Annotated in this window: 25 protein-coding genes and 1 pseudogene; 11 read left to right on the top strand and 15 right to left on the bottom strand. The window is 74.4% G+C overall.

Annotated elements, in window-relative coordinates; translation table 11 throughout:
- Positions 1 to 27 precede the first annotated feature (27 nt).
- Complete coding sequence (locus tag AFB00_RS07385; RefSeq protein ID WP_156819427.1) at positions 28 to 1,092, bottom strand: alpha/beta hydrolase family esterase; 1,065 nt, start codon at positions 1,090 to 1,092, stop codon at positions 28 to 30.
- Positions 1,093 to 1,307: 215 nt separating this feature from the next.
- Between AFB00_RS07385 and AFB00_RS33030 the strand changes: the two genes are divergently transcribed.
- Positions 1,308 to 1,454, top strand: coding sequence for a hypothetical protein (locus AFB00_RS33030; RefSeq protein ID WP_156819428.1), 147 nt, complete (start codon positions 1,308 to 1,310; stop codon positions 1,452 to 1,454).
- Positions 1,455 to 1,559: 105 nt separating this feature from the next.
- On the opposite strand, the gene AFB00_RS07390 is transcribed toward AFB00_RS33030, so the two are convergent.
- The 5 genes from AFB00_RS07390 to AFB00_RS07410 form a co-directional block, all read right to left on the bottom strand.
- Positions 1,560 to 2,150, bottom strand: coding sequence for a dihydrofolate reductase family protein (locus AFB00_RS07390; protein ID WP_197519784.1), 591 nt, complete (start codon positions 2,148 to 2,150; stop codon positions 1,560 to 1,562).
- Positions 2,151 to 2,249: 99 nt separating this feature from the next.
- Positions 2,250 to 3,071 carry a CPBP family intramembrane glutamic endopeptidase gene (locus AFB00_RS07395; RefSeq protein WP_068796613.1) on the bottom strand — a complete coding sequence of 274 codons (822 nt, stop codon included), beginning with the start codon at positions 3,069 to 3,071 and terminating at the stop codon, positions 2,250 to 2,252.
- Between the two features lie 140 nt (positions 3,072 to 3,211).
- On the bottom strand, positions 3,212 to 3,799 hold the full coding sequence (locus tag AFB00_RS07400) for a TetR/AcrR family transcriptional regulator (protein WP_197519785.1): 588 nt from the start codon (positions 3,797 to 3,799) through the stop codon (positions 3,212 to 3,214).
- 88 nt (positions 3,800 to 3,887) lie between these two features.
- Complete coding sequence (locus AFB00_RS07405; RefSeq protein WP_068796615.1) at positions 3,888 to 5,954, bottom strand: prolyl oligopeptidase family serine peptidase; 2,067 nt, start codon at positions 5,952 to 5,954, stop codon at positions 3,888 to 3,890.
- A 172-nt stretch (positions 5,955 to 6,126) separates the two neighbouring features.
- Complete coding sequence (locus AFB00_RS07410) at positions 6,127 to 7,080, bottom strand: NADP-dependent oxidoreductase (RefSeq protein ID WP_068796616.1); 954 nt, start codon at positions 7,078 to 7,080, stop codon at positions 6,127 to 6,129.
- A gap of 82 nt (positions 7,081 to 7,162) precedes the next feature.
- Here AFB00_RS07410 and AFB00_RS07415 point away from each other — a divergent pair, with 82 nt between their 5' ends.
- The 4 genes and pseudogenes from AFB00_RS07415 to AFB00_RS34665 form a co-directional block, all read left to right on the top strand.
- Entirely contained in the window at positions 7,163 to 7,732 is a 570-nt protein-coding gene (locus AFB00_RS07415; RefSeq protein WP_068796617.1) for a TetR/AcrR family transcriptional regulator, read from the top strand.
- Positions 7,733 to 7,759: 27 nt separating this feature from the next.
- Positions 7,760 to 8,725: a helix-turn-helix domain-containing protein gene (locus AFB00_RS07420; RefSeq protein WP_068796618.1), complete on the top strand. Its 966-nt coding sequence runs from the start codon at positions 7,760 to 7,762 to the stop codon at positions 8,723 to 8,725.
- A 4-nt stretch (positions 8,726 to 8,729) separates the two neighbouring features.
- Entirely contained in the window at positions 8,730 to 9,164 is a 435-nt protein-coding gene (locus tag AFB00_RS07425) for an SgcJ/EcaC family oxidoreductase (protein WP_068796619.1), read from the top strand.
- A 95-nt stretch (positions 9,165 to 9,259) separates the two neighbouring features.
- Positions 9,260 to 9,382 (top strand): annotated as a pseudogene (locus tag AFB00_RS34665) (dihydrofolate reductase family protein); the annotation flags it as partial.
- On the opposite strand, the gene AFB00_RS31530 reads toward AFB00_RS34665, so the two are convergent.
- A protein-coding gene (locus AFB00_RS31530; RefSeq protein ID WP_442965865.1) for an IS5 family transposase occupies positions 9,380 to 10,259 on the bottom strand; the annotation gives its coding sequence in 2 pieces (ribosomal slippage) (positions 9,380 to 9,893 and positions 9,892 to 10,259; 882 coding nt in all). The pseudogene AFB00_RS34665 and the gene AFB00_RS31530 overlap by 3 nt on opposite strands.
- Before the next feature lie 91 nt (positions 10,260 to 10,350).
- On the opposite strand from AFB00_RS31530, the gene AFB00_RS07440 reads away from it, so the two are divergent.
- Positions 10,351 to 10,788, top strand: coding sequence for a dihydrofolate reductase family protein (locus AFB00_RS07440; protein WP_083275340.1), 438 nt, complete (start codon positions 10,351 to 10,353; stop codon positions 10,786 to 10,788).
- A gap of 53 nt (positions 10,789 to 10,841) precedes the next feature.
- Here AFB00_RS07440 and AFB00_RS33890 read toward each other — a convergent pair whose 3' ends face one another.
- Entirely contained in the window at positions 10,842 to 10,988 is a 147-nt protein-coding gene (locus tag AFB00_RS33890; protein ID WP_197519786.1) for a hypothetical protein, read from the bottom strand.
- A gap of 185 nt (positions 10,989 to 11,173) precedes the next feature.
- Here AFB00_RS33890 and AFB00_RS07445 point away from each other — a divergent pair, with 185 nt between their 5' ends.
- The 3 genes from AFB00_RS07445 to AFB00_RS07455 all read left to right on the top strand — a co-directional run bounded on the left by AFB00_RS07445 (position 11,174) and on the right by AFB00_RS07455 (position 12,859).
- Positions 11,174 to 11,587, top strand: a complete 414-nt coding sequence (locus tag AFB00_RS07445) for an ArsR/SmtB family transcription factor (protein WP_068796621.1) — start codon at positions 11,174 to 11,176, stop codon at positions 11,585 to 11,587.
- Complete coding sequence (locus AFB00_RS07450) at positions 11,584 to 12,261, top strand: SRPBCC family protein (protein ID WP_068796622.1); 678 nt, start codon at positions 11,584 to 11,586, stop codon at positions 12,259 to 12,261. The genes AFB00_RS07445 and AFB00_RS07450 overlap by 4 nt, the downstream gene beginning before the upstream one ends.
- 67 nt (positions 12,262 to 12,328) lie before the next feature.
- Entirely contained in the window at positions 12,329 to 12,859 is a 531-nt protein-coding gene (locus tag AFB00_RS07455) for a pyridoxamine 5'-phosphate oxidase family protein (RefSeq protein WP_068796623.1), read from the top strand.
- Here the strand turns inward: AFB00_RS07455 and xylA are convergent.
- From xylA to AFB00_RS07485, 6 genes are read right to left on the bottom strand one after another with little or no spacing between them, the layout of a single operon-like run.
- The gene (gene xylA / locus AFB00_RS07460; protein WP_068796624.1) at positions 12,843 to 14,000 is read right to left on the bottom strand and encodes a xylose isomerase; all 1,158 of its coding nucleotides are present in this window, start codon (positions 13,998 to 14,000) and stop codon (positions 12,843 to 12,845) included. The two genes, AFB00_RS07455 and xylA, sit on opposite strands and share 17 nt — an antisense overlap.
- A gap of 13 nt (positions 14,001 to 14,013) precedes the next feature.
- Positions 14,014 to 15,045 carry a sugar phosphate isomerase/epimerase family protein gene (locus AFB00_RS07465; RefSeq protein WP_068796625.1) on the bottom strand — a complete coding sequence of 344 codons (1,032 nt, stop codon included), beginning with the start codon at positions 15,043 to 15,045 and terminating at the stop codon, positions 14,014 to 14,016.
- Between the two features lie 24 nt (positions 15,046 to 15,069).
- A complete protein-coding gene (locus tag AFB00_RS07470; protein ID WP_068796626.1) occupies positions 15,070 to 16,212 on the bottom strand; it encodes a Gfo/Idh/MocA family protein in 1,143 nt (380 codons plus the stop codon).
- A gap of 2 nt (positions 16,213 to 16,214) precedes the next feature.
- The gene (locus AFB00_RS07475; protein ID WP_068796627.1) at positions 16,215 to 17,264 is read right to left on the bottom strand and encodes a substrate-binding domain-containing protein; all 1,050 of its coding nucleotides are present in this window, start codon (positions 17,262 to 17,264) and stop codon (positions 16,215 to 16,217) included.
- Positions 17,265 to 17,281: 17 nt separating this feature from the next.
- Entirely contained in the window at positions 17,282 to 18,397 is a 1,116-nt protein-coding gene (locus tag AFB00_RS07480; RefSeq protein WP_068800091.1) for an ABC transporter permease, read from the bottom strand.
- 5 nt (positions 18,398 to 18,402) lie between these two features.
- Entirely contained in the window at positions 18,403 to 19,905 is a 1,503-nt protein-coding gene (locus AFB00_RS07485) for a sugar ABC transporter ATP-binding protein (protein ID WP_068796628.1), read from the bottom strand.
- Between the two features lie 207 nt (positions 19,906 to 20,112).
- On the opposite strand from AFB00_RS07485, the gene AFB00_RS07490 reads away from it, so the two are divergent.
- Positions 20,113 to 21,303: an ROK family transcriptional regulator gene (locus AFB00_RS07490; RefSeq protein ID WP_068796629.1), complete on the top strand. Its 1,191-nt coding sequence runs from the start codon at positions 20,113 to 20,115 to the stop codon at positions 21,301 to 21,303.
- A 255-nt stretch (positions 21,304 to 21,558) separates the two neighbouring features.
- Positions 21,559 to 22,068: a hypothetical protein gene (locus AFB00_RS07495; RefSeq protein WP_068796630.1), complete on the top strand. Its 510-nt coding sequence runs from the start codon at positions 21,559 to 21,561 to the stop codon at positions 22,066 to 22,068.
- Positions 22,069 to 22,182: 114 nt separating this feature from the next.
- Here AFB00_RS07495 and AFB00_RS07500 read toward each other — a convergent pair whose 3' ends face one another.
- Positions 22,183 to 22,596: a response regulator transcription factor gene (locus AFB00_RS07500; protein ID WP_068796631.1), complete on the bottom strand. Its 414-nt coding sequence runs from the start codon at positions 22,594 to 22,596 to the stop codon at positions 22,183 to 22,185.
- Positions 22,597 to 22,613: the final 17 nt, after the last annotated feature.

Genomic DNA, 22,613 nt, shown 5'->3' on the forward strand with positions numbered 1-22,613 from the left:
GCGCTGTGGTGGCGCTGAGAGACCGGCTCAGGCCGGGCCGTGCAACGTCTGCCGGGACAGGAAGTCCCACATCATGTCGGTGGCCTTCACCGTCTGGGTGATCCGGCCCTCGCCCGAGTAGCCGAGGCTGCCGGGCCAGGTGTGCCCCCCGCCGTCGACGACGACGTGTTCCACGTCCGCACCGTTCGCACAGTGCGTCCAGTCCGTCACGGTGACGTCCGGCCCGATCCGCCGCGTGGCGGGCTCGGGTGCGCACCGGTCGCGTGCCACCCAGCCGTTCACCCAGTCCTGGATCGCCGGCGTGGGCTTCGCCGGGCCACCGCCGGTGTAGGGCACCGTCGCGTCGGCGGTGCCGTGGAACTCGATCACCGGGACCGGGCGGCCGGGCGCGCACTCCGGCTCACCGGTGCGGTAGAACGCCGCCGCGACCGGCGCGATCGCCGCGATCCGGTCCGACATCCGGCAGGCCAGGATGTCGGTGAAGCCGCCGCCGTTGGACTTGCCCGCGGCGTAGACCCGGTTGGTGTCGGCACACGTGGTGGCCTCCACCTGGTCGAGCACCGACGCGGCGTAGGCGACGTCGTCGACACCGGGGGCGGAGTAGGGCGCGCCCTGCCAGCTCTGGGAGGCCGTCGTCGCCGACCGGGCGCCGTCGAGGTAGGCGACGATCGCCGGCAGCTCCGAGAGGCCGCTGAACCTCTGCAGCTCGGGACCGGTGCCGCCGCGACCGTGGAAGGCGAGGATCACCGGCCACGGGCGGCTCGCGTCGTAGCCCGCCGGGACCGTCAGCTCGTAGTGCCGCGACGTGCCAGTGTCGTTCGGCTCGGGCTCGGGGACGTCGTGCCGTGCCACCGACGGGGCCGGGGCGCCCGCGCCGCAGCCCGCCGAGGGCGCCGCGGCGACCGATCCCCCACCCGGGGCCGCGGGGCCGGGCGCGGCGAGCGCCGTGCCGGTACCCGCGAGGGCCGACGCCAAGGCCAGGGCCGCGACGGTGAGCGCGCCGAGCCGGCGCCGGCCGCGCCGGGCGGGCGTCGCACCTCGTGCCGGAGCGGGGTGCGTCGCTCCCCCGGAAGGATCATCGTTCGTCCACACAAAGTGATCATATCACTAGATCCCTAGACCGATTCGGTGATCGCTGACCGGCCGCGCCCGGTCACCGCTCGTGGTGGGACCGGTTCGCGACCCCCACGTGCAGGTGGGGGAACCGTGCCGTCGGGTGGGCCCGGTGGACAGTCCCCGGGTGTGCATGACGCAATCCCGCCGGGTCCGGCAACACCTGCCGGTCCACGATCACCGGAGGACATCACATGACCCTGAAGCGCATCGCCGCCGCCATCGTCGTCGTCGCCGCGGCGGCCGGTGTCGGTCTCGTCGGGAACGCCCCCGTCCAGGAGGCCCCGACCACCACGAACCAGGCCGACCTGCTGAACGACCTCGACATCCTCCCGATCTGAGCGACGGCTCGCCGACAGCGGAGCGCCTGCGCTCCCGCGGTCGCCGGGCTCGCTGCCGGTGGTCACCCGGCCGATGCGGGTGACCCCGGCCGCGCCCGGCACCGGTCAGCCGGCGCCGGTCCGGCGGTAGCGGATGTGCGTGGCGAGCGGCGAGTGGAGCACCTCGGCGGGCTCGAACCCGAAGGAGCCGACCCCGTCGAACAGCCGCTCGCCGGCGCCGAGCAGGACGGGTGCGACGTCCAGCGTCAGCTCGTCGATCACCCCCGCGAGCAACGCCTGCCGGACGTTGGAGGCACCCCCGGCGATGTCCACCCCCGCGCCCCCGGCCACCTCGACGGCCTGCGCGTAGGCGGCGTCGAAGCCCCCGGTGACGAAGTGGAAGGTCGTCCCGCCGTCCATCTCGATCGGTGCGCGGGAGTGGTGGGTGAGCACGAACACCGGCGCGTGGTACGGCGGCTCGGGCCCCCACCAGCCACGCCAGTCCTCGTCCCACCGGCCGCGGACCGGGCCGAACATGTTGCGGCCCATGACGTACGCCCCGCGGGGACGCATGAGCCACCCGGCCGCGACCTCGTCGGCACCGGTCGCCCGCGGATCCCCGATGTGCCAGCCGTGCAGCTCGACGCCGCGCTTCCCGAGCGGGTCCTCCCGGCTCTGCCCGGGCCCGGCGACGAAGCCATCGAGGGAGACCGACATGTGACACGTGGTGCTGGGGCCGGACGAGGTCATACCGGTACCGACCGGGTCCGGGCGCGGAACTCATCGACGCGCGGCACGACAGCGGCGATGCCGGGATCAGCCCGGGGCCCGCTCCGCCTCCGTCCGCCGGACGCGGAGCTGCCGGCCGAGGACGAGCACCACGAGCAGGATCACCGCCAGCCCGGCCCCGGCGACGTTCGCCATGGGCGAGGGGTCGGCCGGGTCCACCTGGGTGCTGAGCACCCCGAAGTCCCACAGCCCGTGCGCCAGCATCGCGCCGGCGAGCGCACCGGTGCTGCGCAGGACCAGGTAGAACACGAAGCCGGTGGCGCTGGTCAGCACGACCTGCAGGAACGCGGCCGATCCGGAGGTGATGACGTTCGTGCCGTGGGCCAGGCCGAAGACGAGCGTCGTCCACAGTCCGACCCGGACCTCGCTGTAGCCGTTGCTGCGGAACACGACCACGCCGACGCCGCGGAACATCAGCTCCTCGGCGAACCCGACCATGAGCGTCGCGACCAGCAGCAGGAGCGCGAACGTGAGGCCCTTCGCGGCCAGGCCGGAGTAGTTCGTCACCACCGCGACCAGCACGAGCACCGCGAGCGGTACCGCGATCACCCAGCGCCGCAGCGGCCGGCGGTTCACGAACATCTCGCTCCACGCACCCAGGTACGTGGCGACGCCGAGGGCGAACACGGTGACCAGCCCGGTCGGGATCACCAGCGCCCGGACCAGGTAGTCGATCGAGGTCGGTTCGCCGTAGCCGTCCACGGTCCCGTCGCGCAGCAGCACGATCGCGCCCTGGACGATCACCAGGTAGAGCGCGGTGAGGACGAGGAACTGCCAGACCTTCAGGGGGCGGCCGCCGCCGCGGGGGCGTTCGGTCGTGGTGTCGCCGACGCGGCTCACCGTGGACATGCGGGTTTCCTTCACGGGTGGTGGTCCGGGGTTCGGAGGAGCGAGCGCACCGGTCTCCCTCACTCCGTCTAGCACAACGTACTAGCGCAATGTACTAGACGCCGTGCGGGGAGCAACCGGTGCGCGGTGACCCGATCCGGTCAACCGGTGCGCAGGACCGTCGCCAGCGCGTCGCCGAGGGCGGCCGTCTCGATCTCGTCGTCCGGCTGCGGCACGGGCAGGATCCGGGCCACGGCGAGGCCGTCGATCACGGTCTTCAGGAACCGGGCGCCCCGCTGCTCGCTCCCGGGCGGGACCACGCCCTCCGCCGCGAGGACACCGAGCCACCCGGCCACGGCGTCGAGGATCGTGGTGTCGAAGGCCGTCCAGGCCCGGCGGACCTCGGCCGACCCGCCGGGCCCGAACACCGTGTTGACCCGCTGCAGCCACCGCTGCGACCGGACCTCGTCGAGCGGCCGGCGCGGCGGGAGGATCTGGGCGAGGCACTCGCGCAGCCGGGTCTCGGCGGGCACGGACCGGTCGTGGATGCGCAGGTCGGACAGTGCGATGTCGAGATCGGCGATCACCAGCGCCTCGTGCAGCGCGCGCTGGGTCGGGAAGTAGTGCCGCAGGGTGCTCGGGCCGATCCCGACCCGGGCGGCGACCGTGCGGACCGCCAACGTCGAGTCGGGATCCTCGGCCAGGATCACCCGGGCCGCGTCCACGATCTCCTGCCGCCGACCGTCCACCGTCGCCTCCTCAGCCGCCGCCCCCGCCGGGCCGCACGGCACGGCCCGGACGACCAGGGAGCCCGGCTCCTCACCGTAGGGGCGGTCGTCACCGGTCCGACGGGCGCGGTTCGATCCCGAGCCGCTGACACACGAAGGCCAGCCACTCGGTCGACTGCTCCAGGGCGACGTCGGCGGCGGTGGCCCAGCCGTGCCCGACGTTCTCCCAGACGTGCAGCAGGATCGGCGCGTCGCCCCGCTGGGCCGCCTGCAGCGCGGCCGCGAACTTGCGGGCGTGCCACGGCGAGCAGCGCGGATCGGTGTCGCCGGCGTCGACGAACACCGCCGGGTAGCTCTGCTCGCCGACGAGCTGGTAGGGCGAGACGGTCAGCATCCGCCGCACGTCGGCGGGATCGTCGACGTCGGCCAGCTCGACCGCCACGGCGTAGCGGCCGTAGGGCTCGCGGCACGCCCCGACGACGTCGAGCAGGGGTGCCCTCGGTACGACCGCCGCCCACAGGTCGGGGCGCTGGGTGACCGCGACCCCGGCCATGAGGCCGCCGTTGGAGCCGCCGGTGACGCCGAGCTGCCCGCGGGTGGTGCGGCCCGCGGCGAGGAGGTCCTCGGCGACCGCGTAGAGGTCGTCGTAACAGTTCTGCTTGGTCTGCTTCCGCCCGCCCAGCCACCACGCGCGTCCGAACTCCGAGCCCCCGCGCAGGTGGGCGTGCACGAACACGCCCCCGGCGGCGACCAGGGCCGCCTGCCCGCCCGGGTACTGCGGGACCCAGGGTGCGTTGAAGCCGCCGTAGGCGTAGACCAGCGCCGGCTGAGGCACCGCCGGATCGGTGTCACGGCGCCGGAGCAGGTGATAGGGGACGCGTGTGCCGTCGCGGCTGGTCGCCCAGTGGTCCTCGACGACGGCGTCGGCCACGGTCACGGCGGGCGCCAGCAGCTCCTCGACCTCGGTGGCCCCGGGGCGGTGCCGGTAGGTGCCCCACGACGACGCGAGGGTGGAGAAGCTGAACCAGAACTCGTCGGGATGCCCGCGCGGCGTCAGGTTCGGGTACGGGTACGGGTGCTCACCGATCGCGCCGCGGCCGGGGAGCGGCACGTCGCCGAGGTGCCGGCCGGAGCCGTCGACGACCCGCACCCTGGCGTAGGTGTCGACGAGCTGGGAGACGTAGAGCAGCTCGCCCACCACGGTCAGGGTGCGCAGCACCGCGTCGGACTCCGGGACCAGGGTGACCCAGTCGGCCGGGTCCGGCCGGTCCACGTCGATCGCCACGAGCCGTCCGCGGTCGGCGCCCTCGTCGGTGACGGCGACGTAGCGGTCGCCGACGAGCTGCCCGGCGACCGTCGCGTCCGTTCCGGTCACGAACGGCCGCCAGGTCGCGTTCCCGGCGGCGTCCAGGTCGGCGATCGCGACCGGGCACGGGGTCAGCAGCCGCTCGACCGCCACCGCCCGGGTGCCCGAGGGGTCGGGCAGGACCATCCGGTACTCGCTCGCGTCGGCGCGCCACGGGATCTCCTGCCGGGTCGTCGTGGCGTCCGCGAGGCGGTGCAGGAAGACCTGGTAGGACACGTCGCCCGGATCGCCCTCCAGCGCGGTGAAGAAGAACCCGCCGGAGTCCGGGAGCCACAGCACGCCGCCGCTCCAGGCGTCCATCAGCCGGTGGGCCGGCGCACCGTCGAGCCAGACCCGGTTGCGCAGGTCGAGCAGGCCGATCCCGTTCTGCTCGCTGCCGTCGGCGCACAGTCCCACCGCGAGTATCCGGCCGTCGGGCGACGGCGCGAACCAGGACAGGAACGGCGCCGGCCGGTCGCCGTCCGGTTCTGGGGCGTACACCGTCTCGCCCACGCCGTAGGGCTCGTCGGCGACGACGACCCCGGCCTGGCTGTCCTCCGCGGCCGTCACCGAACGGAACCACCGGCCACCCGCGAACCGCGGCGCCGCCCCGAAACGCGGCGCCGTGTGCCCGGCGACGAGATCGCGCAGGGCGTCGAAGCCCGGCCACGACCGCACCGTCCCCGACGCCAGCGCCGCCTGCGCCTGCTGCCAGCGCCGCACCTCGTCGGCGGTGCCGTCCTCCAGCCAGCGGTACGGGTCGGGGCTGCGCACCCCGGCGAGCTCGTCGACGTCCGGACCGGTGCGGGTGGGCGGGTACTCGATGGTCACGGGCTCTCCTCGACGGCTCCTCGACTGATCCGCGACGGCACTGACGGGATCCGGGTCGAGGATCCCGCCGGGGTGGCGGGGCGCTCTACCGCCGGATGTCGCGGTCCCGGCCCGGCCGGTGCGACATCTCGCGCAGGCGCCGCCGGCTCCGCCCCGCGGCGGTACGGACCGGTCAGGGGACGAGTACGAGCTTGCCGCCGGGACGACGGGAACGGCTCAGCTCGGCCGCCTCGTGGATCCGGTCCAGCGGGTAGGTCCGGGCCACCGGGAGCGCCAGCACTCCGGCACCGGCCAGCCGGGCGAACTCGTCCAGCCGGTCGAAGCGCATCTCGATCCGGGTGACCCGGGTGCCCAGCTCGGCCGCGGCGGCGAAGTCCGAGACGGTGCCGACGCGGTCGGGATCGCCGGTCAGCCCGATCAGGGCCGGCAGCGCGCCACCGGCCGGACCGGGCTGGTCCGGCCGATCGATCCGCCCACCGGTCGGCGCCGTGTCCAGGGCCCGGTCGACGCGGCCCCCGGCCAGCTCGGCGACGCGATCGGCCATGCCGTCGCCGTAGGAGGTCACCCGGGCACCGACCCCCTCCAGTGCGGCCGCCCGCGCCGGCCCGGCGGTCGCGATCACCCGTATACCGCGGTGCCGGGCGAGTCGAACGGCCGCCTCACCGACGGTGGAGCCGGCGCCGTGGACGAGCAGCAGCTCGTCCGGCCGCACGCCGAGATCATCGAGTGCCTGCCACGCAGTCTCGGTCGCCATCGGCAGCGCGGCGGCCTGCTCGTCGGTGATGCTGTCCGGGATGCGCGCCCAGCCCGTCAGCACCGCGTACTCGGCGGCACCCGCCGTCGGGCCGTCGACGGCCGCCGGACCGAACACCCGCTCGCCCGTCCCGACGCCGGTGACGCCCGGACCCAGCGCGTCGACGGTGCCCGCCACCTCGAGCCCGAGGCCGCGCGGCAACGGGGGCAGCCGGTCGGCGAGCAGGCCGTCGACCATCGCCCAGTCGGCCGGGTTGAGGCCGCACGCACGGACCGCGACCCGGATCCGGCCCGGCCCCGGTTCCGGCGGAGCGACCTCGCGCTGCCGGATCTCGTCCGGGGAACCGAACCGGTCGAACTGAAGCGCCTTCATGACGATCTCCCTGTGATGACAGCATCTGCTGTCACCAACGTAGCAGCGCGACGACAGACCCTGCTGTCATAGCCTGGCGGGCATGCCGAGATGGGAGTCCGACGCGCAGGGCAGGCTCGAACGCGCGGCGCTGGAGCTGTTCGAGGACCAGGGGTTCGAGCGCACCACGGTCGCGCAGATCGCCCGCACCGCCGGCCTGACCGAGCGCTCCTTCTACCGCTACTTCCCCGACAAGCGGGAGGTCCTGTTCGCCGGCAACGAGCTCGAGACCCACCTGGTCGCGCGCACCGAGGCGGCCGGTCCGGGCCTGCGCCCGGTCGAGGCGGTGCTGGCCGCACTGGGCAGCGCCGACGAGATCCTGCCGTCGCGGGAGTTCCTGCTGCGCCGGGCCGCGGTGATCGCCGCCAACCCGGCGCTGGCCGAGCGCGACCTGATCAAGCTCGCCGACATCGCCCGTGCGCTGGCGCCGGCCCTGGAACGCCGCGGTGTCGAGCCCGGCGCGGCACGCTTCGTCGTCGACGTGGCGATCGCCGTCTCCCGGCGTGCCACGTCCCGCTGGGTGAGCGAACCGGGCACGACGCTCGCCGAGCTCGTCGCCCGGACCGCCGAGGAGCTGTACGCGGCGGTCACACCGCCGCCGTCCCCGGGCTGAGCGGCCCGGCTCGGTACCGTCGAACGCGTGATCACCGACATCGGGGCCTTCCAGGAGGAGCTCGCGGTCAGCGGGCTCCCGCCGGTGATCGGCGGGCGGCACGACAGCGGAGCGTTCCGGGCCGGTGTCACGGCCCTGGAGCTCGGCCCACTCCGGCTGGTCGAGCTCGTCACGCCGGAGGGCGAGTGCTTCCGCGACGCCCGGTGCCTGCGCGCCGAGGACGAGAAGCTGTGGCAGATCGACCTGATGACACGGGGACGGGCACGGGTCGAGCAGGGCGGCGCCGTCGCCGAGCTCGGCCCGGCCGACCTGGTCCTCATCGACCCCGAACGGCCGGTCCGCTACGCCGGCACCGCATCGAGCCACGTGACCATGCTGGTGCCGCGCACCCAGCTGCGGCTGCGCCCCGGCGACGCCGCCCGCCTCGCCGGTGTCCGGATCGCCGGCGACAGCGGGCCGGGGGCACTGGTGTCCGCGCTGGCCCGCGACGTCGTCCGGTCCCTGGCCGGACTCGACCCCGCCGGGGCCGACCGCTCGGGCGCCGCCGTCGTGGAGCTGGTCTCGGTGGCGCTCGCGGCGCAGCTGGGCGACGCGCGCACCACCTCCGACGACGCCCTGCGCGACCGGATCGTCGGCCACATCGAGGTGCGGCTGGCCGACCGCAGGCTCACCCCGGCCACGATCGCCGCGGCCCACCACATCTCCGTGCGGCGGCTGCACTCCCTGTTCGAGGACCAGCCCCTGACCGTCGCGGCGCTGGTCCGGCGACGCCGGCTGGAACGCTGCCACGCCGATCTCGCGCGCGGCGACCGGACGGTCGCGGCCGTCGCCGCCCGGTGGGGTTTCGCCGACCCGGCGCACTTCAGCCGGCTGTTCTCGGCGACCTACGGCTACAGCGCCGCCGCGCTGACGGCCCGCAACCGTGCACGGATCGTCAAGGCGCCCTCCGGCCGGTCCGCCGAGGATGGGGGCCTACGCAGCACGGAAGGGTGATCACATGGAACGGCCGGTCGAGGCGATGGGTGCCATCCCGCTCCGCATGTACGAGGCGTGGAACCGCGCGGACGCCGACGGCTTCTTCGCCGACTTCGCCGACGACGCACTGTTCGTCGACCTCGACGGGACCGTCCGCCGGGACCGCACCGGGATGGTCGCGGCGCAGCGGGAGGCCTTCGCGACGTTCCTGCGGGGGACCCGGCTGGTCCGCGGCGAGGTGCTGGACGCGCGAACCGTGGGCGACGGCGTCGGTGTGGTGCACGCCCGCATGGGCATCCTCCTGCCGGGCGAGCAGGAGCCCCCCGCGAGCCGGTTCTGCATGCAGCTGTTCGTCACGGCCCGGCGCGACGACCGCTGGGTGGTCGTCGCGCTGGAGAACGCGCGCATCCTCACGCCGGAGGCCATGGTCGCCCTGGAGTCCCTCGCGACCGGATGAACACGGCGCCGGGCCGATGAGTCCGCCGCACCGGCACGGTCTGCCCCGACATGACCAGGAGCCCGGCGCCCGCCGGGCCCGGAACGGGAGCGACCATGACCGCCACCTACACCGTCGACCTGTTCACCAGCCTCGACGGCTACGGCTCCTACAACGGCGCCGGCGACTGGGGCGGCTACTGGGGCAAGCAGGGCCCCGAGCTGCTCGGCCACCGGCTAGGGTGTGTCTCCCAATGCGCGGAGCCAGGTGACGATTGCCTTCAGGACGGCGCCGCCGCGGAAGGTCAGGGCGAGCTTGTCGTAACGGGTGGCCAGCCCGCGCCACTGCTTGACGTGGCAGAACCCGCGCTCGACGACGTTGCGGTTTCGGTAGTCGACCGGATCGAATGCGGGCGGTCGGCCACCGCGTGAGCCCCGTCGTTTGCGGTGTCCCTGCTGGTCAGAGGGCTCCGGAATGACAGCGATGATCCGGCGCTCGCGCAGGTGCCGGCGGATCGCGCGTGAGGAGTAGGCCTTGTCCGCGCGCACGCGTTCAGGCCGGGTCCGGGGTCGTCCCGGGCCCGGTCGGGCGATGCTCAGGCGCGCCATCAGGTGCGGAAACATTGGCGAGTCGCCGCCCTGGCCGGGGCCGAGGAGGACCACCAGCGGGCGGCCGTGCCCGTCAACGAGCTGGTGGATCTTCGTCGACAGCCCTCCGCGGGACCGTCCCAGCGCGTGATCTGCTGGTTCGGCGAGCAGATTCGTGTAGTTCGATCCGGCCCCCTGTGTCGCGCTTGAGGGTCGCGGCGTGCTGGTGGGCACGGATGATCGTGGAGTCCACGCTGACCGCCCACCCGAGCACCTCGGCGGCGTCGGCCTCGACCAGAAGAGCAGCCAGGATGTGGTCCCAGGTGCCGTCGCCGCTGTAGCGGCGGTGCCGCTTCCACAACGTCTGCCACGGCCCGAACTCGGCTGGGACGTCGCGCCAGGGAAGCCCGCACCGATACCGGTAGATGATCCCCTCGATCACCCGGCGGTCATCGCGGAACGGGCGCCCGCGACGACCCTCGGAGGAGGGCAACAGCGGCGCCAGACGGGCCCACTGGGCATCAGTCAGGACAGCGGTACGCGGCACCGATCAAGCATCGCGCACCCCGCTCCGCCTATCTGGGAGACACGCCCTAGCCTCGTTCGGGCCGGAACAGCGGATGGTCCTCGGGGCCACCACGTTCCGCCAGTTCGTGGCCATGCTCGCCGACGCCGATGCGGAGCCCGAGGTCCGCGATCCGTGGGTCACCCGGATGCTGGACATGCCGACCACGGTGGTGTCGTCCACGCTGACGGAGCCGCTGGACCGGCCGGACGCGACGGTCGTCGGCGGGGACGCCGTGGAGGCCGTCGCCCGGCTGAAGGAGGAGTCCCCGGTGCCGCTGCGCTCGCACGGCAGCCTGACGCTCAACCGGGCACTCATGGCCGCGGGCCTCGTCGACCGGCTCCAGGTGACGGTCTTCCCGGTGATCACCGGTCGGACCGGGACCGATCCGGTGCTCGGGGGCGCGGCCGACTACGACCTGGAGCTGCTCGAACAGCGGACGCTGGACGGGCACACCGTGGAGCTGGTCTACCGGCCGACGCCGCACCGGTGACCCACCGGCCGGCGGGCTCCGGTCGACCGGAGCCCGCCGATCCGCTCAGGTGCTCAGCGCTTGCCGCGGAACCGCGACAGCATCTGCTGGGCCTTGGCCCGGTTGCGCGGGTCGCTGGCCATGCGCTTGGCCTGGTCGGTGTACTTGCGCCCCTGCGGGCTCTTCAGGAAGGACTGGATTCGCGCGACGATCCCCGCCATCTCATCTCCACATCTGCCGTGGACGCCGTGGCTCGGAACGTCCTCTTCACCCGATTGTGCCGTATTCCGGTCGGCGCGGTGCGGCTCCGCCGTCCGGTCCCACGGTGACCGACGGGCGGGTGCGGTGACGGCCCGCGCATACCGTCCTTGACTTATATAAGCCAAAGCCGGTAAGAATCGGATCCGTGCACGCCTTCGACGTCCTCGGCGACCCGGTGCGCCGGCGCATCCTGGAGCTGCTCGCCGACGGCGAGCGGACCTCCGGCGCGATCACCGAGGTCGTCCGGGCCGAGTTCGGGCTCTCCCAACCGGCGGTCTCGCAGCACCTGCGCGTGCTGCGAGACAGCGGGTTCGCGTCGGTGCGCGCCGCGGGTGCCCGCCGGTTCTACGCCGTCGAGCCCGCGCCGCTGAGCGAGGTCGACGCGTGGCTCGACCGGTTCCGCCGGTTGTGGGACCAGCGCCTCGACGCCCTGGGGACCGAGCTGGCCCGGGGACGGCGCGCCGCTCGACACCGCGATGGTCGCGGGCACACCCCACCCGCCGGGTCCGGCACCGGCGCGGACGAGACCGGTTCATCAGCGAGAGGGACAGGACCATGAAGGACGTACTCGACGAACTGGCCGCCGCCCGCCGGCGGATGGGCACCGCGACCCTGTCCGCCGGCGAGGCCTACACGATGGAGCTGCGGCGCCGCTACGACGCGCACCCCGAGGACGTGTGGGACGCCATCACCAGCCCGGAGCGGCTGAGCCGCTGGATGAGGCCGGTCACCGGCGACCTGCGCCCGGGCGGGACGTTCGAGCTGGACGGCGGCGAGCACGGCGAGATCCTCCGTTGCGAGCCGCCGCACCTGCTGCGGGTGTCCTGGATGTTCGGCCCCGGCGCCGACGAGTGGCCGGGCACCAGCGAGGTCGAGGTGCGCCTGTCCCCCGGCCCGGCCGGGGACACGGAGTTCGAGCTGGTCCACGCCGCGGCCGTCGGCGAGCCCCTGTTCCCCACCTACGGCCCCGGTGCCGGCGGGGTCGGCTGGGACCTGCACCTCCTCACCCTCGCCGGGTTCCTGGCCGACGGCGAGGTCCTCGACCACGAGGCGTTCCGGTCCTCGCCCGCCGGACCCGGGTTCACCCGGCGCAGTGCCGCCGCCTGGGGCGAGGCCCACCTGGCCGCCGGCGGCGATCCGGACCGGGTCGCGGCCGCGGTCGAGGCCACCACCGCGTTCTACCTGCCGGCCGGGGACACGTCGGCCCGGGCGGGCGGATCCACGCCGGGCTGACCGGCCGGCGGACCCCGCACACGTCGGGCCGGCCGAGACTGTCGGTGGGAGCTGCTTGTCTGGGCGCATGTTCGAGACGCCGGACGAGATGCGCAGCCTCCAGGTCCTGCTCGACACGTCCCTGGCCGGCTCCGGCAGCCATCTCCGGTCGATCGTCCGGCCGGGTGAGAGCACCCTGGGTGCCGAGCAGGTCGTCCGGGTCTGCCGGGGCATGTGCACGCTGGCCGTCGCCACGGTGACGCAGCGCGGTGAGCCCCGCATCAGCGGCGTCGACGGGCACCTCCTGCACGGCCGGTGGATCGTCGGCACCCACCGCCGGGCCGCCAAGGCCCGGCATCTCGCGGCGCGGCCCGGCATCAGCGCGACCTTCCTGCGCGGCGAGGAGCTCGGCGTCTTCACCCACGGGCACGCCGTTGCGCTGAACCCCGAGGGAGCGGGCAGCGACCCGGCGTGGCCGGCGGTCCGCGCCCACCTCGTCGACCACTACGAGGCCCACGGCGACGACCCGTTCTGGGACGAGAGCATCTGGTACCGCATCGACCCCACCTGGATGGTCGCCTACAGCTCCGATCCCGCCCGGGTCAGCGCGCCCCCATGAGGTGCTCGACGGCCAGCTGGTGCAGCCGGACGAACCCGTACCCACGGCCGCCGAGCGCCCCGGGGTCCTCGACCGCACCGCCGTCGAGCAGGGCGGCCGCGGTCTCCCCGGGGTCGAGGGTGGGGGTCGCGAGATCGTGCACGCCCGCGACGGCCAGCGCCTCGGCGACCTCGGGATCGGCGCGGAACGCCGCCGCCCGCTCGCGCAGTAGCAGGTAGGTCCGCATGTTCGCCGACGCCGACGCCCAGACCCCGACCCCGTCCTCGGTGCGGGACGGCTTGTAGTCGAAGTGCCGGGGCCCGTCGTAGCCCGCGGTCTCCAGCAGGTCGACCAGCGCGAACGCGTTCAGGAGGTCACCGTGGCCGAACACCAGGTCCTGGTCGTACTTGATCCCGCGCTGCCCGTTCAGGTCGATGTGGAACAGCTTCCCGGCCCACAGCGCCTGCGCGACACCGTGCGCGGCGTTCAACCCGGCCATCTGCTCGTGCCCGACCTCGGGGTTCACCCCGACCAGGCCGGGTTGCTCCAGGCGCTCGATGAACGCCAGCGCGTGCCCGACCGTCGGCAGCAGGATGTCCCCGCGCGGCTCGTTCGGCTTCGGCTCGATCGCGAAGCGCAGGTCGTGGCCGCGCTCGGTGACGAAGCCGCACAGCAGGTCGACGGCCTCCCGGTAGCGGTCCAGCGCGGCCCGGACGTCCTTGGCCGAGTCGTACTCGCTGCCGTCACGGCCGCCCCAGAGGACGAACGTGCGGGCACCCAGCTCGGCGGCCAGCTCGACGTTGCGCAGCACCTTGCGCAGGGCGAACCGGCGCACCGCACGGTCGTTGGAGGTCAGCCCGCCGTCCTTGAACACGGGGTGGGTGAACAGGTTCGTCGTCACCATCGGCACGGTCAGCCCGGTCGCGGCGCACGCCTCGCGCAGCCGGGCGATCTGGCGGTCCCGGTGCCGGGCGTCGGGCTCGAAGCCGAACAGGTCGTCGTCGTGGAAGGTCAGGCCCCACGCACCCAGCTCGGCGAGCCGGTGCACGGCCTCGACGACGTCGAGTGCGGGCCTGGTCGCGTCGCCGAACGGGTCGGCGGCCCGCCAGCCCACGGTCCAGAGCCCGAAGGAGAAGCGGTCGGCGGCTGTGGGGGTCGGCATCGATGCTCTCCTGTCAGGATCCGGAGCGCGGAGCGTGCGTCTGCGCTGCGCTGAAGGCCGCGTCGAACGCCGCCTCCGGCGGTTCGAAGGCGAGCCCGGCGACGAACTCCCGGGCCTCGGGCGCACCCTGCAGCCGGCTCATCCCGGCGTCCTCCCACTCCACCGAGATCGGCCCGGCGTAGCCGATCGCGTTGAGCGCGCGGAACGACGCCTCCCACGGCACGTCGCCGCGCCCGGTCGAGACGAAGTCCCAGCCGCGCCGCGGGTCCGCCCACGCCAGGTGGCTGCCGAGCCGGCCGTTGCGGCCGTTGCCGGTCTGCAGCTTCGCGTCCTTGCAGTCCACGTGGTAGATCCGGTCGGCGAAGTCGAGCAGGAACCCGACCGGGTCCAGGTCCTGCCACACGAAGTGCGACGGGTCCCAGTTCAGGCCGAACGCCGGCCGGTGACCGACCGCCTCCAGCGCCCGCCGCGTGCTCCAGTAGTCGTAGGCGATCTCCGACGGGTGGACCTCGTGCGCGAACCGGACGCCGACCTCGTCGAACACGTCGAGGATCGGGTGCCAGCGGGCGGCGAAGTCGGCGTAGCCGGCGTCGATCATGGACTGCGGGGTCGGCGGGAACATCGCCACGCACTTCCAGATGCTGCTCCCGGTGAACCCGACGACGGTGTCCACCCCGAGCGCCGCGGCCGCCCGCGCGGTGTCGGCCAGCTCGGCCGCCGCCCGGCGGCGGACGCCCTCCGGCTCGCCGTCGCCCCAGATCCGGGCGGGCAGGATGTCGTGGTGCCGCTCGTCGATCGGGTCGTCGCAGACGGCCTGTCCGACGAGATGGTTGGAGATCGCCCAGACCCCGAGGCCGTGCCGGTCCAGGATCTCCCGGCGGCCGCGCACGTAGTCCGGGTCGGACACCGCCGCCCGGACGTCGAAGTGGTCGCCCCAGCAGGCGATCTCCAGTCCGTCGTAGCCCCAGCCGGCGGCCAGCTCGCAGACCTCGGTGAACGGCAGGTCGGCCCACTGGCCGGTGAACAGGGTGATCGGGCGGGGCATCGGTCCTCCGTGCGGGGTCGGGGATCAGGGAGCGGGGACGGCGGTGAGCCGCGACTCGTCGGCCGCGCTGCGGACCACCGCGTCGAGCACGCGCTGGACCTGCAGGCCGTCGGCGAAGGTGGGCCGCACCGGTTCCCCGGCGGCGATCCCGGTGAGCAGGTCGAGCGCCTGGTGGGTGAAGGCGTGCTGGTAGCCGAGGCCGTGCCCGGGCGGCCACCAGCCGTCCAGATAGGGGTGGTCGGGCTCGGTGACCAGGATCCGGCGGAACCCGGCGGTCGCCGCGGGCTCGGTGTGGTCGTGGAACCACAGCTCGTTCATCGCCTCGAAGTCGAACGCGAGGCTCCCCGCGCTGCCCTCGATCTCCAGCCGGATGGCGTTCTTGCGGCCCGCGGCGAACCGGGTCGCCTCGAACGTGGCGAGCCCGCCGCCGGTGAGCCGGGCGGTGAACACGGCCGCGTCGTCGACGGTGACCTCCCCGGTCGCCGACGGGTCGTCCGGCAGCGGGCGCTGCGGGACGAACGTGATCGTCTGGGCGGACACCATCGTCAGCAGCTCGCCGGTCACGTACTGCGCCGCGTCGACGATGTGCGCGCCGATGTCGCCCAGCGCCCCGGACCCGGCCCGGTCGGCCTGCAGCCGCCAGAGCAGCGGGAACGACGGGTCGACGATCCAGTCCTGCAGGTAGGCCGCCCGGACGTGGCGGACGGTGCCGATCCGGCCCTCGGCGACCAGCCGCCGGGCGAGCCCGATCGCCGGCACCCGGCGGTAGGTGAACCCGACGGTCGCGACGACGCCGTCGGCCGCGGCCCGCTCGGCGGCCGCCGCCATCTCCTCGGCCTCGGCGACCGAGTTGGCGAGCGGCTTCTCGCACAGCACGTGCTTGCCGGCAGCCAGCGCGGCGAGCGCGATGTCGCGGTGGCTGTCGCCCGGCGTGCATATGTCGACCAGCCCGACGTCCGGACGCTCGACCAGCGCCCGCCAGTCGGTCTCGACCTCGGCCCAGCCGAGCCGGTCCGCCGCGGCCCGGGCCCGGTCGTGGTCGCGCCCGCCGAGCGCGAGCAGGTCGGGCACCAGCGGGGGTGTGAAGACCCGGTGGACGTCGCGCCAGGCCTGGGAGTGCGCACGGCCCATGAAGCTGTGCCCGACCATCCCGATGCCGATCCGCATCGTCACGAGGCGAACCCCACCGGCAGGTACTCGTCGACGTTCTCCCGGGTCACGGTGGCCGAGTGCGCGGTGATGCTGGTCGGCACCTCGTGCTCGACGAGATCGCCCAGCCCGCGCCCCTGCCCGATCAGCCGGGCCAGCCCGATCGCCGAGGACGCCATGGTCGGGCTGTAGAGGACGGTCGCCTTGAGCACGCCGTCGTCGGCCTTGATCCGGTCCATCGCGTTCGTCGAGCCGGCGCCGCCGACCAGGACGAACTCGCTGCGCCCGGCGGCCTCGATCGCGGCGAGCACCCCGACACCCTGGTCGTCGTCGTGGTTCCAGACGGCGTCGAGCCGGCTCGCGGACTGCAGCAGGTTCGCCGTCTGGCGCTCGCCGGACTCGACGGTGAACTCGGCCGAGACCCGCGGGCCGACCGAGAACCCGCGGGCGGCGAGCGCGTCGGCGAAGCCCTGGCTGCGCTGGCGGGTCAGCGGGAGCGAGTCGATCCCGGCGATCTCGCCGATCACCGGGTCGGTGACCTGGTTGCGGGTGAGGTGGTCGGCGATCCAGGTGCCCGCGCTGACCCCCATGCCGTAGTTGTCGCCGCCGATCCAGGTCCGGTAGGCGAGCGCGGTGTCGAAGACCCGGTCGATGTTGACGACGGGGATGCCGGCGTCCATCGCGGCCCGGCCGACGGTGGTGAGCGCCGCCCCGTCGAACGGGAGCACCACGAGCACGTCCGGCCGGCCGTTGATCAGCGTCTCGACCTGGGCGATCTGCTGGTTGACGTCGTTGGTCCCCTCGGTGGCCTGCAGGGTCACGTCCGGGAACTGCTCGGCCTGGGCGGTGGCGTTGCGGCTGATCGCCGCCATCCAGCCGTGGTCGGCGGCCGGGGCGCTGAACCCGATGGTGACCTCCCGGCCGGGTGCGGCGTTGTCGCCGCCGGCGCCGACGTTCGCACCGGACTCGGGGCCGGCGGCCGGGGTGTTGGAGGTACAGCCGGCGAGGGCCGTCCCGCCGAGCAGCGCGCCGCCGAGCAGCAGGCCCCGGCGGCCGAGGGTGAGGGACATGACGGGCTCCGTTCAGTTCAGTGGTCGGGCCTGGACTCCGCTGTGGACCGCGCTGGGGACGGCGCTGGGGACGGCGCTGGGGACGACTCTGTGGACGACGCTGTGGACGGCGCCGGTGGCGGGCCCCGGCGGATGCGCGTCCCGCGCAGGTTCAGGGACTGGAAGAGCACCGCGAGCACGATGATCCCGCCCTTGGCGATGTTCTGGACGTCGGTCGGCAGGTTGTTCAGCGTGAACACGTTGCCGATCACCGTGAAGATCAGGACGCCGACGACGGTGCCGATCATGGATCCGCGCCCGCCGGACAGCAGCGCCCCGCCGATCACGACGGCGGCGATCGCGTCCAGCTCGTAGAGCAGGCCGTTGGTCGAGGCCCCGGACGTCGTGCGGGCCACCACCAGCATCGCGGCGATCCCGCAGCAGGCGCCGAGCAGCACGTAGAGCCACATCGTGTGCCGCCGGACGTCGATCCCGGCGAGCCGGGCCGCCTCCGGGTTACCGCCCACGGCCAGGGTGCGGCGCCCGAACGTCGTGCGCTCCAGCACGACCCAGCCGGCCGCCACCACCGCGGCGAAGACCCAGATCAGCACCGGGACCCCGAGCAGGTCCCCGCGCAGCGCGTCGGAGAACCCGTCCTCCCGGACCACCTGGGTCTGGCCGCCGCTGATCCGCTCGGCCAGCCCGCGGGCCGACACGAGCATCGCCAGCGTCGCGATGAACGGCACGACCCGGCCGTAGGCGACGAGGACCCCGTTCACCAGCCCGCAGCCCGCGCCGACGAGCAGCGCGCAGATCATCATCGTGACGGGCCCGAAGGACTGGGTCGCCAGCGTCGTCATCCAGACGCTGGACAGCGCGACGATCGACCCGACCGACAGGTCGATGCCACCGCCGATGATCACGAACGTCATCCCGACGCTGACCACACCGATCGCCGCCGCCAGGCGCAGCATCGTCGAGACGTTGCCCTCGGTGAGGAACGCGTCCGGCCGGGTCAGCTGCCCGACGACGCAGATCACGAGCAGCACCCCGACCAGGACGACGAGCCGGGTGTCCGGGCGGAACCGCGGGCGCCGGCCCGCCCCGGACGGCGGCTCCGGCGCGGTGGTGCCGGGGCGGGGCCCGCTCGCCACCTCGCTCACGGCAGGTTCTCCTCGGTCACGTGCACGCTCCCCTCCATCGCCGCCCGCAGGACGTCGGACTCGTCGATCTCCCCGGCCGCGGCGCGGGCGACCACCCGGCCCTCGCGCAGCACGAGCACCCGGTCGGCCAGCCCCAGCACCTCGGGCACCTCGCTGGACACGAGCAGCACCGCCATCCCGGCCGCCGCCAGCTCGCCGATCAGCTCGTACATCTGGGACCGGGCGCCGACGTCGACCCCGCGGGTCGGCTCGTCGAGCAGCAGCACCCGGGTGTCGCGGACCAGCCACCGCCCGACGACGACCTTCTGCTGGTTCCCGCCGGACAGCGTCCCGACCGTCCGGTGCGGGTCGGCGGGGCGCAGCCCGAGCCGCTCGGCCAGCCCGGCCGCGGTCCCGGTCTCGGCGCCACGGCGCAGGAACCCGGCGGTGGAGAACCCGCCGAGCGAGGCCAGGGTCAGGTTCCGCGCGACCGACATCCCCGGGACCAGTCCCTGGCTCTTGCGCTCCTCGGGGACCAGCCCGATCCCGGCCCGGACCGCCGCCCGCACCGAGCCGGGGCGCGGCTCCCGCCCGTCGACGAGGATCCGCCCGGCGTCCGGGCGGCGGGCACCGGCGATCGTCTCCAGCACCTCGGTCCGGCCGGCGCCGACCAGCCCGGTCAGGCCGACGACCTCGCCCGGCCGGACGCTCAGCGACACGTCGGCGAACTCACCGTGCCGGCTCAGCCCGGCGACCTCCAGCACCGGGTCCGGGCCGACGGCGACCGGGGCACGGTCGGGGAACGCGCTCTCCCAGCGGCGGCCGGTCATCAGCCCGACCAGCTCCGGTGCCGGGGTGGCCGCGGGCAGCCCGGCGGCGACGGTCCGCCCGTCCTTCAGGACGGTGACCCGGTGCCCGATCCGCCGGATCTCGGCCATCCGGTGCGAGATGTAGACGACGGCGACCCCGGCCGCGGTCAGCTCGCCGATCACCCGGAACAGGTTGTCGACCTCGTCGTCGGCCAGGGCGGCACTCGGCTCGTCCATCACGATGATCGACGCGTCGTGCGCGAGCGCCCTGGCCATGGACACCAGCTGGCGCGCGGCCGGCGGGAGCACCGCGACGGGTGCGTGCGGGTCCAGCTCCGGGTGACCGAGCCCGGCGAGGATCTCCGCGGCCCGCCGGTGCGCGTGCCGGTACCGGACGAACCCCCCGCGGGACGGCTCGGAGCCCAGGAACACGTTCTCCGCGACCGAGAGCCACGGCGCGAGATCGAGTTCCTGGTACATCGTGGCGATCCCGGCCCGTAGCGCGGCCGCCGGCCCGGTGAGGACGACAGGTTCCCCGGCCAGCGTGACCGTCCCGGCGTCCGGCCGGTGCACCCCGGCCAGCACCTTGATCAGCGTCGACTTGCCGGCCCCGTTCTGCCCGAGCAGGCAGTGCACCTCACCCGCGGCGACCTCGAGGTCCACCCCGTCGAGCGCGCGCACGCCGGGGAAGGACTTCTCGATCCCGGTCATCCGCAGCGCGGGACCGGGTCCCCGATGGGTGGTTTGGGTCACAGTGCGAATCCTGCACCACCCGAACGAGTGATCACCAGTCTTTAGTTCGGATCCCCGACGAAATGATCGTGGTGCCCTCCGGAGGCGGGTGGGAGGATCGCGGCCATGTCGGCGGCACCTCCCGGATCGCCGTCCGCCGGACCGCCGTCTCCCGGATCGGCACCGATGCGCCACCGCGGGATGCGCGAGCACAACCTCGCGCTGGTGCTGGCCACGGTCGCGGCGGGCGGACCGACGACCCGCGCCCGGCTCGCCGAGACGACCGGGCTCACGAAGTCCACGGTGTCCTCGCTGGTCGCCGGGCTGGTCGAGCACCGGTTGCTGGTCCAGGCCCCGGCGGCACCGGACGGGGAGCGCGGGCGCCCCGGGTCCGGGATCGGCCTGCACGGCGACCACGTCGCGGCGCTGGGGATCGAGGTGGCGGTCGGGCGCACCGACGCCGTCGTGCTCGACCTGCGGCGCCGGGTCCGGGTCCGGCTCGGCCGGCTGGTCGGCAACCGGCGCCCGGCCGCGGAGGTCCTGCACGACGTCGGCACGCTCGCCGCGGAGGCGGTGACGCTGGCGGCCGGGCAGGGACTGACCGTCGTCGGGGCCGCACTCGGGCTGCCCGCGCTGCTCGACCGCGACGCGCGCCGGGTGCTGTTCGCCCCCAACCTCGGCTGGCGCGACGTCGATCTGGACCCGCTGCTCGCCGAGCTGCTGCCCGGTGCGCCGTTCGCGATCCGGGTGGACAACGAGGCCAACGTCGCCGCGCTCGGCGAGCTGCGCACCGGATCGGGACGGGACCGGTCGTCGTTCGTGCTGGTCACCGGGGAGGTCGGGATCGGGGCGGGACTGGTACTGGACTCGGCGCTGCACCCCGGGGCCGCCGGGTTCGCCGGGGAGATCGGGCACCTGCCCGTGCGCGGCGACGGCCGCCGGTGCGCCTGCGGGGCCCGCGGCTGCCTGGAGACCGTCGCCGGGCGCGAGGCGGTGCTGCGCGCGGCCGGGCGCGACGGCCCCGGCGGGTTCGACGACCTGCTCGACGACCTGCGCCGCCGGGAGCCGGCCGCGCTGTCGGCGGTGGCCGGGGCCGGTGACGCGCTGGCGACCGCGCTGGGGGCGGTGGTGAAGATCGTGGACCCCGGAACGGTGATTCTCGGCGGGCCGCTGGCGGCGCTCGGCGAGCCCCTGGCGACCCGGGTGGCGGCCGGGCTGCGCCGCGAGCTGGCGGGCCTGGGGCGCCCCGTCCCCGACGTGCTGCTGTCCGGGCTCGCCGCGGACGCCGCGCTGGTCGGCGCCGCCCTCTCGGTGCTCGACGAGGTGCTGGCCGACCCGGCGCGGGCCATGACCGGCGGCGCCACGCCACCGGGCTGACGACCCGTCGTCGGACTACGCGATCCCCCCACGGTCTGAGGCCCCGCGGTACCGATCTCGTCCCTTCTACTGATGCGGCGCAACGGTTCCTGCGGCACGGTAGGTGTCATGAGCGATGCGAAGCACCGGCCGGCGGGCCGCCCGGACACCCCGGGGAACCCGCCTGCCGGGTGCGGTCGCTCGGCCGAGTCGACGCGGTCCCCCCGCAACCGGGCGGGATCGGCGTACGGCACCCAGCACGGAGAAAGGAATCCCATGTCGAAGTCCCGGTCCCTGACCCGAGCCCTCGTTCCCGCGGTCACCGCCGTCGCGATGGCCGGAGCCCTGGCCGCCGGTCCCGCCACCGCCGCCTTCGCCGACACCCCGGTGCCGCCCGGGAGCGCCGGCGACGTGAACGGCAACGGGATCCTCGACTCCAGCGAGACCCCGGACAACCCCGACGCCCCGATCCGGCTCGGCAGCCCGGTCCCGGTCGGCAGCCCCGGCGACACCAACAACAACGGTCTGCTCGACTCCAGCGAGCGCCCGGACAACCCGGACGACGTCAACGGCAACGGGGTCCTCGACTCCAGCGAGACCCCCGACAACCCCGACGACGTCAACGGCAACGGGGTCCTCGACTCCAGCGAGACCCCCGACAACCCCGACGACGTCAACGGCAACGGGGTCCTCGACTCCAGCGAGACCCCCGACAACCCCGACGACGTCAACGGCAACGGCGTGCTCGACTCCAGCGAGACCCCGGACAACCCGGACCTGCCCTGAGTCGTCGTCCCCGCGCGGCTCCCGGCCGCGCGGGGACACCCGCCTGCGACTATCGGCCGGCGGACCCCGGTGTGGCGCGATGCGCCGGGGTCCGCCGGCCGTCGTCGTCCTGCGTCAGCGGACCAGGCCGTGCTCGTGCGCCGCGATCGCGGCCTGCACCCGGTTGCGCACGCCGAGCCGATCGAGGATCGCGCTGACGTGCGCCTCGACCGTCCCCTCCACCAGGTGCAGCTCCCGGCCGATCTCGGCGTTGGACAGGCCGCGGCCGAGCAGGCCGAGCACCGTCCGCTCGCGCCCGGTGAGGGCGTCGACGGCGGGCCGCGGCACCGACGACGGCGGGCGCGGCGGGTGCAGCTCCAGCAGCCGCCGGGTCATCCGCGGGGACAGGTAGGCACCGCCCGCCGCGACCGCGCGTACACCCGTGCCCGGCATCCGGACGTCGAGGACGGCCGCGTCCGGCCAGTGCGCCGACGCCGGCTCGACGGCCTCGCGACGGCCCGCCGCCTCGGCGAGGAGCGCGCCTGGCATGGACCGAGACTCCCGCC

It is taken from the genome of Pseudonocardia sp. HH130630-07, assembly GCF_001698125.1.
Taxonomy (GTDB): Bacteria; Actinomycetota; Actinomycetes; order Mycobacteriales; family Pseudonocardiaceae; genus Pseudonocardia.

Coding starts and splice junctions, on each gene's coding strand:
- AFB00_RS33030 (WP_156819428.1), top strand. CDS start 1,308: ATGACCCTGAAGCGCATCGCCGCCGCCATCGTCGTCGTCGCCGCGGCG.
- AFB00_RS07390 (WP_197519784.1), bottom strand. CDS start 2,150: ATGTCGGTCTCCCTCGATGGCTTCGTCGCCGGGCCCGGGCAGAGCCGG.
- AFB00_RS07395 (WP_068796613.1), bottom strand. CDS start 3,071: ATGTCCACGGTGAGCCGCGTCGGCGACACCACGACCGAACGCCCCCGC.
- AFB00_RS07410 (WP_068796616.1), bottom strand. CDS start 7,080: ATGAAGGCGCTTCAGTTCGACCGGTTCGGTTCCCCGGACGAGATCCGG.
- AFB00_RS07415 (WP_068796617.1), top strand. CDS start 7,163: ATGCCGAGATGGGAGTCCGACGCGCAGGGCAGGCTCGAACGCGCGGCG.
- AFB00_RS07425 (WP_068796619.1), top strand. CDS start 8,730: ATGGAACGGCCGGTCGAGGCGATGGGTGCCATCCCGCTCCGCATGTAC.
- AFB00_RS07440 (WP_083275340.1), top strand. CDS start 10,351: ATGGTCCTCGGGGCCACCACGTTCCGCCAGTTCGTGGCCATGCTCGCC.
- AFB00_RS33890 (WP_197519786.1), bottom strand. CDS start 10,988: ATGGCGGGGATCGTCGCGCGAATCCAGTCCTTCCTGAAGAGCCCGCAG.
- AFB00_RS07450 (WP_068796622.1), top strand. CDS start 11,584: ATGAAGGACGTACTCGACGAACTGGCCGCCGCCCGCCGGCGGATGGGC.
- AFB00_RS07455 (WP_068796623.1), top strand. CDS start 12,329: ATGTTCGAGACGCCGGACGAGATGCGCAGCCTCCAGGTCCTGCTCGAC.
- xylA (WP_068796624.1), bottom strand. CDS start 14,000: ATGCCGACCCCCACAGCCGCCGACCGCTTCTCCTTCGGGCTCTGGACC.
- AFB00_RS07465 (WP_068796625.1), bottom strand. CDS start 15,045: ATGCCCCGCCCGATCACCCTGTTCACCGGCCAGTGGGCCGACCTGCCG.
- AFB00_RS07470 (WP_068796626.1), bottom strand. CDS start 16,212: ATGCGGATCGGCATCGGGATGGTCGGGCACAGCTTCATGGGCCGTGCG.
- AFB00_RS07475 (WP_068796627.1), bottom strand. CDS start 17,264: ATGTCCCTCACCCTCGGCCGCCGGGGCCTGCTGCTCGGCGGCGCGCTG.
- AFB00_RS07485 (WP_068796628.1), bottom strand. CDS start 19,905: ATGACCGGGATCGAGAAGTCCTTCCCCGGCGTGCGCGCGCTCGACGGG.
- AFB00_RS07490 (WP_068796629.1), top strand. CDS start 20,113: ATGCGCCACCGCGGGATGCGCGAGCACAACCTCGCGCTGGTGCTGGCC.
- AFB00_RS07495 (WP_068796630.1), top strand. CDS start 21,559: ATGTCGAAGTCCCGGTCCCTGACCCGAGCCCTCGTTCCCGCGGTCACC.
- AFB00_RS07500 (WP_068796631.1), bottom strand. CDS start 22,596: ATGCCAGGCGCGCTCCTCGCCGAGGCGGCGGGCCGTCGCGAGGCCGTC.